Origin of the sequence: Roseateles saccharophilus (assembly GCF_004342485.1) — a bacterium.
Classification (GTDB): domain Bacteria; phylum Pseudomonadota; class Gammaproteobacteria; order Burkholderiales; family Burkholderiaceae_C; genus Pelomonas; species Pelomonas saccharophila.
On sequence record NZ_SMBU01000005.1, the window covers coordinates 210,595 to 220,648 of the forward strand.

A 10,054-nucleotide genomic window follows, 5' to 3' on the forward strand; every position below is an offset into this window, starting at 1 on the left:
GCCGGACATGCTTCAATGTCCGCGCAGCCCTCGCTGCGCCAATAACGAGAGACAACTTGCGCATCGGAGACGGCTACACCGGGCCCGACACGATCAGCACGACCGCGTGGGTGACCGCGGCGGTGGTGCTGTCCATCGGCCTTGCACTGACGGCGGCTGGGGCCCTGTGGCAACAGCATCGGGCCAGCACCGAGACCCGCAGCCTGCAGGACCGCCAGATCGAACGGCTGCATGCCGACCTCGTCAGGCAGCTGACCATGCCGGTCTACGGGCTCAGGGGCGCGCGCGGCACGCTGGCGGCGCTGGAGGGGCGCGCCAGCCGCACGGCCTTCCGGGCCTATGTCGGGTCGCGCGACCTGCCGCGCGAGTTCCCCGGCGTGCGCGGCTTCGGCTTCATCGAGAGGGTGGAGCAGGCCGATCTCGACGCCTTCGTCGCGGCCCGGCGGCGCGGCGATGCGCCGGACTTCCAGGTGCACGACCTGGGCCAGGGCCCGACGCACTACATCGTCACGCAGATCGAGCCGCTGGAGCGCAACGCCCAGGCCTGGGGCGCCGACTCCGGCGCGCTCGTCCCGCGCCGCCAGGCCATCGAGCGGGCCATAGACAGCGGCGAGGTCATGCTGTTCGGGCCGCTGCCGCTGATGCAGGATCCGCAGAAGGGCCCCGGCTTCCTGATGCTGGTGCCGGTCTACAGGCAGGCCGGCGACCCGGGCTCGCCGGCGGAGCGCCGGGCGGCCCTGCTCGGCGTGCTGTACGCGCCGTTCGTGGCCAGCGAACTGCTCAAGGGCACGGCCGACCAGGCCGCGCAGCTGCTGGACCTGAAGCTGTCGGCGCGCGCCTCGGGCGGCGAGTTCGCGCCGCTGCTGGCGACCCGCCAGGGGCAGATGCTGCCGCTGGACGAACTGCCGGACTACACGCTCGGCGACGCCCCCACGGCCGAGTCGGTGCGCTTCACGATCGACGGCTGCGAGTTCGAGCTCGACGCCGCGCTGACCCACGACGCCGCTGCGCGCCTGCTGGGGCTGTCCGGCGTCGGCCTGGCGCTGGGCGGATCGCTGCTGAGCCTGCTGCTGGCCGTGACGGTCTATCTGCTGGCCGCGGGCCGCGCGCGCGCCGAGGAGATGGCGCGCGGCATGACGGCCGACCTGGCGCGCCTGGCCAAGGTGGCCAGCGGCACGACCAATGCCGTCCTCATCCTCGACACCGGGCACTGCATCACCTGGGTCAACGACGGCTTCACGCGCATGACGGGCTACACGCTGGCCGACGCCCAGGGGCAGCGCCCCGACGCGCTACTGCACTCCGACCGCACGAATGCCGACACCGTGCACGGCATGTTCGAGGCGATGAACGTGGGCATGGGTTGCACCGGCGAGCTGTGCAAACGCGCCAAAGACGGCCGCTACTACTGGGCCGACATCGAGATCCAGCCGCTGCGCGGCACCGAGGGCGAACTGACCGGCTTCATGGTCATCGAGTCCGACATCACCGCCCGCAAGGCCCTGCAGGCCCAGGCCGACGAGGCCCGCCAGAGCCTGCAGGACCTCTACGACAACGCCCCCTGCGCCTACTATGCGCTGGACGGCAACGGCCGCTTCCTGCAGATCAACGCCCTCGGCCTGAGCTGGCTGGGCTGCACGGCCGAGGAGCTGATCGGCCGCACCAGTCCGCGCGACTTCTTCAGCCCCGAGGGCCAGCTCTTGTTCGACGAGGCCTTCCCGCGTTTCATCCGCGAGGGGCGGGTGTCGGGGCTGGAGTTCGACCTCACCGGCCGCCAGGGCCGCACGCGCCGCGTCAGCCTGTCTGCCACGGCCATCTACGACGCCGGCGGCGCCTTCCTGCGCAGCCGCTCCGTGATGTTCGACATCAGCGAGACCCACCGCATCCGCCAGCAGCTGCACCAGCTGACGCTGGACCAGCAGGCCATGCTGGAGAGCGACCTCGTCGGCATCGTCAAGCTCCGCGACCGCCGCTCGGTCTGGCACAACCGCGCGCTGGAGCGCATGTTCGGCTACGACGCCGAGGAGCTGCACGACGCGCCCGCCCGGCTGCTCTACCCGGACGACACCGCCTTCCAGACGCTGGGCCTGCTGGCCTACCCGCAGCTGCGCAGTGGCGGGCGCTTCCGCACCCAGCAGCAGATGCGCCGCAAGGACGGCTCGCTGATCTGGGTCGACATCTCCGGCGTCGAGCTGCCCGGCAGCGGCGGCGCGACGCTGTGGATGATGCTGGACATCACGCAGCGCAAGGCCCACGAGGAGCGCATGGAGCGCGCGGCCCTGCACGACGCGCTGACCGGCCTGCCCAACCGCCTGCTGCTGGCCGACCGCCTCAGGCAGGCCATCCACAGCGCCGAACGCAGCGGCCATGTGTTCGCGCTGGCCTATCTGGACCTGAACGGTTTCAAGGAAATCAACGACACCCATGGCCACGACGCGGGCGACGAGGTGCTCAAGGTGGTGGCCGCCCGCCTGCAGGCGGGGCTGCGCGCCAGCGACACCGTGGCCCGCCTGGGCGGCGACGAATTCGTCGTGCTGCTGACGCCCGAGCAGGCCGCCGCCGAGGCCGGGCCGGCGCTGAGCCGCATGCTGGACGCGCTGAGCCGGCCGATCACGCTGAGCAAGGGCGTGCAGGTGGCCGTCGGCAGCAGCCTGGGCCTGGCCCATTTCCCGGCCGACGGCCGCTCGCCCGACGAGCTGATGCGCCATGCCGACGAAGCCATGTTCGCCAACAAGCGCTCCGGCCGCGCCCGCGCAAGTACCGGTTAGGGAACGTTTCAGCCAGGGCGTATTCACGCTCTGTGCCCGTCGCGCGTCGAACGGATGCCAAGCCGCCGGCTGCTTGCGGCATCATGCCCGCCCATGCTGACCCGCCGCCAAGCCCAACTCGCCCTGGCCAGCCTCGCGCTGCCCGCCGCTCTCGCACGCGCCCAGGAGCGGCGTGCGATCGTGCTCGGCCAGTCCGTCCCGTTGACCGGCCCCGCCGCCCAGCTCGGCCTGCAGATGCAGCTGGGCGCCAAGGCCTATTTCGACGCCGTCAACGCGGCCGGCGGCGTCGGCGGCATGCCCATCGTGCTGAAGACCCTGGACGACGGCTACGAACCCACTCGCTGCAAGGCCAACACCGAGAAGTTCATCCAGGAGGACGTGTTCGCGCTGTTCGGCTATGTCGGCACGCCCACCTCGCTGGCCGCCCTGCCGCTGGCCACCCAGGCCAAGCTCCCCTTCATCGCCCCCTTCACCGGCGCCGAGGCCCTGCGCGACCCGTTCAACCGGCTGGTCTTCCACATCCGCGGCTCCTACTACGACGAGACCGAACTCATCGTCAAGCAGCTGACCCAGCTGGACCTGAAGAGGATCGCCGTCTTCCACCAGAACGACGCCTACGGCCAGGCCGGCCTGAAGGGCGTGCAGCGCGCGCTGGACAAGCGCGGCCTGCAGCCCGCGGCCGTCGCCACCGTGGAGCGCAACAGCGTCGACGTGGCCGCGGCCGTCAAGGCCCTGGTGCCCGCCAAAGCCGAGGCCATCGTGCAGATCAGCGCCTACAAGAGCTGCGCCGCCTTCATCCGCGAGGCCCGCAGGGCCGGCTACGGCGGCCAGTTCCATAACGTCTCCTTCGTCGGCACCCAGGCCCTGGCCGACGAGCTCGGCAAGGAGGCTGCCGGCGTCGTCATCTCGCAGGTCATGCCCTCGCCCTTCGGCACCGCCGTTGGCCTGGTCAACGACTACCAGCTGGCCCTGCACAAGCTCGACGCCAAGGCCGAGCCCAACTACACCAGCATCGAGGGCTATATCGCCGCCCGCGTCATCGTGGACGGGCTGCGCCGCCTTGGCGGCCACCCGACGCGCGAGGGCCTGATCAGCGCCCTCGAGACCCTGTCCGGCTACGAGTCGCGCGGTTACCGCCTGAGCTTCGGGCCGGCCAAGCATGTCGGCTCCAGCTTCGTCGAGCTGAGCATGCTGACGGCCGAGGGCAAGATCCTGCGCTGAGCCGGCGCCGCTGCATCCGGTTACTTGCTTGCCGGCGGCTGACGCCTCACGCCCGGTAACTCGTCCCGGTCAACCGCGACCCGGGGCGCGAACTTAAGCTGACGTCACAACCACAGGAATCCAGATGCCTCGCCAGCCCGCTCTCGCCCTGATCACGACAGGCGCCGCCCTCGCCTTGCTGGCCGGCTGCGCCGCGCCCCCGCACACCCAGGTCCGCACCGTGGTCCAGGTGGCAGCGCCCGCGCCGGTCGTGAGCGTCTACGTCGACCCGCCGATGATCCAGCCCGAGCCGGTGCTCGTGGACGTGGCGCCGCCGCCGATGCTGGTCGAGGTTCCGCCGCCGCCTCCCATGGTGCAGGCGGTCTGGGTCGGCGGCTACTGGGGCTGGCAGGGGCGCTGGGTCTGGTGCGCCGGGCACTGGATGGCGCCGCCGCAGATGGGCTATGTGTGGGCCCAGCCCTACTACGAGCATCGCGACGGCGCCGTCATCTTCATCGCGGGCCACTGGGCCGGGGCCGGCGTCGCCTTCGTTCCGCCGCCGCCCGGCCTGCACCTGTCGCTGCAGGTCTCGCTGGACGGCGGCGCCCGCCCGGTCGGCCCGGCCGGTGTGTTCGTGCCGCCGCCGCCGGGCTCCCGCCCCGGCCTCGTCGTGCCCGCCCCCGTGGGCACGCCGCCGGCGGTGGTCGTCAGCGCGCCGCCGGTCGTCAACGTCGGCATGCGGGTGACGAACAACATCAACAATCACAACGTCACCAACATCACCAATGTCACGAACATCACCAACGTGACCGTCGTCGCGCCGCCTGCAGCCACGGCCAACGGCCAGGCCTACCAAGGCAGCATCCCGGCCCAGGCCCATCTCGCGGCCGCCCTGCCGGCCGTCGTCCAGGCCCGGGCGCCGCGGCCGGCATACACGCCCGCGCCGGCGATGGCCACGCCGCCCGTGCAGCCGGCACCTGCCAGGATGCGGGCCCAGGACCTGCCCCAGCCCGCGCCGATGGCCGCCCCCGCCGCACGGCCGGCGCCGCATGCCGAGCCACCGCTGCCGAGTGCCGCCCCGGCGCCCTCGCAGCCCCGGCCCGCTGAGCCGCGGGTCCAGCATCCCGAACCCGCGCATGACAGGCCCCACGCCGAAGCGCAGCGACCGCCCGCACCGCCTCCCAGCCAGGCTGCCGCAAAGCCGGCGCCGCAGCAGCCGACGCACCGGGAGCACGGGCCGCACGACAAGGAAGACCCGCGCCACGGCGAGCATCACGGCGAAGAAGCCCGCTGACGCCTGCCGCCGCAAGCCGGCTCGCGCAGCCGGCGCCTGGCGGGCTCAGCCGCGCTCGTCCTTGGGCGAGTCCATCACGATATAGCTCGTGATCATGCTGACCTGCGGCAGGCCGCCCAGCACGTCGGCATGGAAGCGCTTGTAGGCGGCCAGGTCGGCCACCTCGACGCGCAGCAGGTACTCGAAGGCGCCGGTCACGTTGTGGCATTCGCGCACGACCGGGCAATCGCCCATCGCGCACTCGAAGCCCTGCTGCTCGGCCAGCGTGTGCCCCGACAGGCCGATGGCGACATAGGCGACGAAGCCCAGGCCCAGCCGCGCCGGGTCCAGCACGGCGCGGTAGCCCTTGATGACGCCCAGCCGCTCCAGCTCCTGCACGCGGCGCAGGCAGGCCGAGGGGCTGAGCGCGATGCGCTGGGCCAGCTCGGCGTTCGTCATCCGGCCATCGCCGACCAGTTCGCGCAAGATTTTCTCGTCGATGGCATCCATGGCCGCAGATCATTGCATGCATCCCGGGCAGCACGGCGCCAAAAGCAAGCCCATTCGGCCTGCACCTGCCTAGAGTTGCGGGCCATGAATTCCAGCGCCACCCTGCTCGCCCTCGCCGGCTTCGCCTTCGTCACCTCCATCACCCCCGGACCCAACAACCTGATGCTGCTGGCCTCGGGCACCCACTTCGGCTGGCGGCGCAGCCTGCCCCATCTGCTGGGCATCTCCTTCGGCTTCGGCATCATGCTGGCCCTGGTCGGCCTGGGCCTGGGCGAGGCGTTCGCGCGCTTCCCGGCGCTGCACGAGGTGCTGAAGTGGGCCAGCCTGGCCTATCTGCTCTACCTAGCCGCGCGCGTGGCCACCGCCACGCCGCCCGGCGCCGACGGCCGGGCCGGGGACGGCGGCCGGCCGATGGGCTTCGTGGCCGCGGCCCTGTTCCAGGTCGTCAACCCCAAGGCCTGGGCGATGGCCCTGACCGCCGTGACGGCCTACAGCGAGCTCGGCGTCGCGGCGCTGACGGCCGTCTTCGTCGCCGTGAACCTGCCCTGCTGCGGATCCTGGGCGCTGCTGGGCGAGCAGATGCGCCGCTGGCTGCACCGGCCGCGCGCGCTGCAGGCCTTCAACTGGGGCGCCGCGGCGCTGATGGTGGTCTCGGTGCTGCCGCTGCTCAAGGGCTGAAGGCGCGACGGCGCCGCGAATTCCTGACCGGGAAGCCTTCACTCGCCCGTCATATTTCAGCGCCGATACAAAACGGCAGCACGCCGGAAACGGCCGCGAACGAGGATGGCGGCCGCCTTCTGCTCCGGAGCCCCGCGTGCCCGCCTTCGTCATCCGAATCGTCCTCGCCGCGCTGGCCCTGCTGGCACTGGGTTCCGCCCCCGCCCTAGCCGCCACGGACGACAGCGACGGCGCCCGCGTCATCGTCAAGTTCAAGGCCCTGGGCCCGCTGATGCGCGTCGCCCGCGAGCGCGGCGATGTCGGCCCCCAGCAGGCCGCCACACTAGCGGCCCGCCACGGCCTCAGCCTCGTCGACGGCCGCATGATCGACGCGCGCAGCCAGGCCCTGCACGGCGACAGGACGCTCAGCTCCGCCGCCCTGGCCGCCCGGCTCGCCAAAGACGCCGACGTCGAATACGCGGTGCCCGACGAGCGCCGCCACGCGCTCGCGCTGCCGAACGACCCTCTGCTACCCGCCAGCTCCGGCGCGGCCCTGGCCGCCGGCCAGTGGTATCTGCAGCCCGCGGACACGACGCTGGTCGCGGCCATCAACGCGGCGGGCGCCTGGGCCATCACGACGGGCGCCAGCAGCCTCGTCGTCGCCGACGTCGACACCGGCGTGCTCTTCAACCACCCCGACCTGAGCAACAAGCTGCTGGCGGGCTACGACTTCATCGCCTCGGTCAGCATCTCGGGCGACGGCGACGGCCGCGACGCGGACCCGACCGACCCCGGCGACTGGACGACGGCCGGCCAGTGCGGCAGCGGCCAGGCGGCCACCAGCAGCAGCTGGCATGGCACGCAGACGGCCAGCATCATCGGCGCGCAGACCAACAACGGCATCGGCATGGCCTCGGTGGGCTACAACGTCATGGTGCTGCCGGTGCGCGTGCTCGGCAAATGCGGCGGCACCGACTCGGACATCATCGCCGGCATGCTCTGGGCCGGCGGCCTGAGCAGCGTGCCCGTGGCCAACCCCAACCCGGCCAGAGTCATCAACCTGAGCCTGGGCGGCAGCGGCAGCTGCAGCGCCGCCTACCAGGACGCCATCAACCAGCTCATTGCCGCCGGCGTCAGCATCGTCGTCGCGGCCGGCAACGACGAGGGCCTGGCCGTCGGCGTGCCGGCCAACTGCACCGGCGTCATCAGCGTGGCCGGCCTGCGCCATGTCGGCACCAAGGTCGGCTTCTCCAGCATCGGCCCCGAGGTCGCCATCGCCGCGCCCGGCGGCAACTGCGTCAACTCGACGGGTGCCTGCCTCTACCCCATCCTGACCGCCACCAACACCGGCACGACGACGGCCAGCAGCACCGGCTACACCTACAGCGACAGCAGCAACTACTCGGTCGGCACCAGCTTCGCGACACCCATGGTCTCGGGTGCCGTCGCACTGATGCTGTCGGTCAACCCCTCGCTCAAGCCGGCCCAGGTCAAGTCGCTGCTGCAGTCGTCGGCGCGCAGCTTCCCGGCCCAGCCCCTGGGCAGCAGCGTGCCGATCTGCACGGCGCCCACGACGGTCGCACAGGACGAGTGCTATTGCACCACTTCCACCTGCGGCGCCGGCATGCTCGACGTGGGCGCCGCCGTCGCCGCCGCGGCCAGCCTGGCGACGCCCACCGCCGCCATCACGCCCAGCGCGACGACGGTGGCCGCCGGCACGACGGTGAGCCTGGACGGCAGCGGCTCGACGGCACCGGGCACGCAGGCCATCACCGGCTGGCAATGGACGATCACCAGCGGCAGCACCATCGCCAGCTTTGGCGGCGCCAGCAACGTGGCCACGGCCAGCCTGAAGACGAGCGGCATCGGCAGCGTCACCGTGCAGCTGACCGTCACCGACAGCGCCGGCCTGCAGGCCTCGCACACCCAAACCATCACCGTCACGGCGCCTGCCGCGCCGGCGGTCGGCATCGTCGCCTCGGCCAGCGCCGTGGCTGCCGGCACGGCGGTCAGCTTCGACGGCAGCAGTTCCAAGGCCGCGACGGGCTTCGCCATCGCCGGCTATCAGTGGAGCGTCGCGCCGAGCAGCGGCAGCCCCAGCAACCTCGCCAGCTTCAGCAGCGCGACCAATGCCGCAACGGCCACCGTCGCGACGCTGGGCAGCGGCAGCGGCAGCTTCGTCGCCACGCTGACCGTGACCGACTCGCTCGGCCAGACCAGCAGCGCGAACACGACGGTCACCGTCACCGCGCTTGGGCCGACCGCCAGCATCAGCCCGTCGGCGACGACGGTGGTGGCCGGCAACAACGTCACGCTGGACAGCACCGGCTCCAGCGCGCCGGCCGGCCGCACGCTGGCGGGCTACCAGTGGAGCCTCACCAGCGGCAGCGGCATCGCGGCCTTCAGCGGCAGCACGACGGGGTCGAGCGCGACCGTGACGACCAGTGCGGCCGGCAGCTTCACCCTGCAGCTGACGCTGACCGACAGCGCCGGCGCGCAGGCGACCAAGACGCAGACGATCACGGTGACCGCGGCCGCCACGACGGCGGGCGGCTCGTCGGGTGGGTCGAGCAGTGGCGGTGGTGCGATGTCGGGGCTGTGGCTGCTGGCCCTTGCCGGCGCGGCAGCGATGGTTGCTCGGAGGCAAGGCCGCTGAATAACACTTGTCGGCCGCCAAGGGCGGTGCAGGATTTAGCGAAACCCTCGCCCGTTCTCCCCCGCGGGTGGCCTACAAGCTCTTGCCTTGGCGTTTGGCAGCCTCATAGCCGGCTACAAATATGTCTCTGGCTGCCGGCTCCATCGCCCAATCCCATGAGTCCTGGAATTCCTCCCAGGCTTCTTCAACCGGATCCGTGTTGCGCGGTCGATCACTCCACTTCATCAACTTGGCAAGCAAGCCATCCACGAATCCTGTCATCCTATTTCCGGCAGTTGAGCCCACCGAATTGGGCTGAACGCCAATGCTGACGCGGGCTGCAAGCGATCGGTGACACTCACCCGATGGGTGAAGCACGACGCAAGCGAGAGCGGGCTGTTTCGGCCGCAGTGGGTGGCGACGAGCCGATGGTGGTGGACACGCTGGGCGGGCGCATGCATGTGCGCTGGGACGAGGGTGCGGCGGCCACGCCCAACGGGCAGTTGGTGTTCTTCGCCGAGTTTCTGGCCGCCGCGGGCGTGTTCGACCGCTGGGTTGAGGCCTGCCCGCTGGCGTACACCAGTCCGAATGCGCCGGGCAAGCGAGACGTTCTGGGCACGCTGGTGCTGGCGATTCTGGCCGGCCACAAGCGCTATGCGCATGTCACGGCGCTGCGCGGTGATGCGGTGGCCTCGCAGGCGCTGGGGATGAACAAGGTGGTCAGCGAGGACGCGCTGCGCCGGGCCCTGCAGCGCATCGACGAGCCCAGTAGCGAAGCGTGGCTGCGCCCGGCGCTGCTGGACTCGGTGCGCGAGGCGCTGGATCGGCCGTGGGTGCTGGACATCGACGCCAGCATCAAGCCGCTGTACGGGCGCCAAGAAGGCGCGGAGCTGGGCTACAACCCGCACAAGCCGGGGCGACCCAGTCATGTGCTGCACACCTACTGGGTGGGCAACCTGCGCCTGGTGCTGGACGTGCAGCTCAATCCCGGCAAGCAGCACACCTCGGTCC

General features: G+C 71.4%; 7 protein-coding genes. 6 read left to right on the forward strand and 1 reads right to left on the reverse strand.

The genetic code is table 11. The features are described 5' to 3' along the window. Positions 1–56 precede the first annotated feature (56 nt). The 3 genes from EV671_RS06725 (at position 57) to EV671_RS06735 (ending at position 5,262) form a co-directional block, all read left to right on the forward strand. Positions 57–2,768 (forward strand): sensor domain-containing diguanylate cyclase, encoded by a 2,712-nt coding sequence (locus tag EV671_RS06725; protein WP_132570519.1) that lies wholly within the window; start codon positions 57–59, stop codon positions 2,766–2,768. A 93-nt stretch (positions 2,769–2,861) separates the two neighbouring features. Continuing rightward, positions 2,862–3,989, forward strand: a complete 1,128-nt coding sequence (locus EV671_RS06730; RefSeq protein WP_132570520.1) for an ABC transporter substrate-binding protein — start codon at positions 2,862–2,864, stop codon at positions 3,987–3,989. A 124-nt stretch (positions 3,990–4,113) separates the two neighbouring features. Beyond that, positions 4,114–5,262, forward strand: a complete 1,149-nt coding sequence (locus EV671_RS06735; protein WP_132570521.1) for a hypothetical protein — start codon at positions 4,114–4,116, stop codon at positions 5,260–5,262. Between the two features lie 45 nt (positions 5,263–5,307). On the opposite strand, the gene EV671_RS06740 is transcribed toward EV671_RS06735, so the two are convergent. After that, positions 5,308–5,751 (reverse strand): Lrp/AsnC family transcriptional regulator, encoded by a 444-nt coding sequence (locus EV671_RS06740; RefSeq protein ID WP_132570522.1) that lies wholly within the window; start codon positions 5,749–5,751, stop codon positions 5,308–5,310. A gap of 84 nt (positions 5,752–5,835) precedes the next feature. On the opposite strand from EV671_RS06740, the gene EV671_RS06745 reads away from it, so the two are divergent. The 3 genes from EV671_RS06745 to EV671_RS06755 form a co-directional block, all read left to right on the forward strand. Continuing rightward, the gene (locus EV671_RS06745; protein WP_132570523.1) at positions 5,836–6,429 is read left to right on the forward strand and encodes a LysE family translocator; all 594 of its coding nucleotides are present in this window, start codon (positions 5,836–5,838) and stop codon (positions 6,427–6,429) included. A 136-nt stretch (positions 6,430–6,565) separates the two neighbouring features. After that, positions 6,566–9,064: a S8 family peptidase gene (locus EV671_RS27240; protein ID WP_243655608.1), complete on the forward strand. Its 2,499-nt coding sequence runs from the start codon at positions 6,566–6,568 to the stop codon at positions 9,062–9,064. 344 nt (positions 9,065–9,408) lie between these two features. Beyond that, positions 9,409–10,054: transposase (locus tag EV671_RS06755; protein ID WP_132570524.1), on the forward strand; the 646-nt coding region annotated here is incomplete at its 3' end.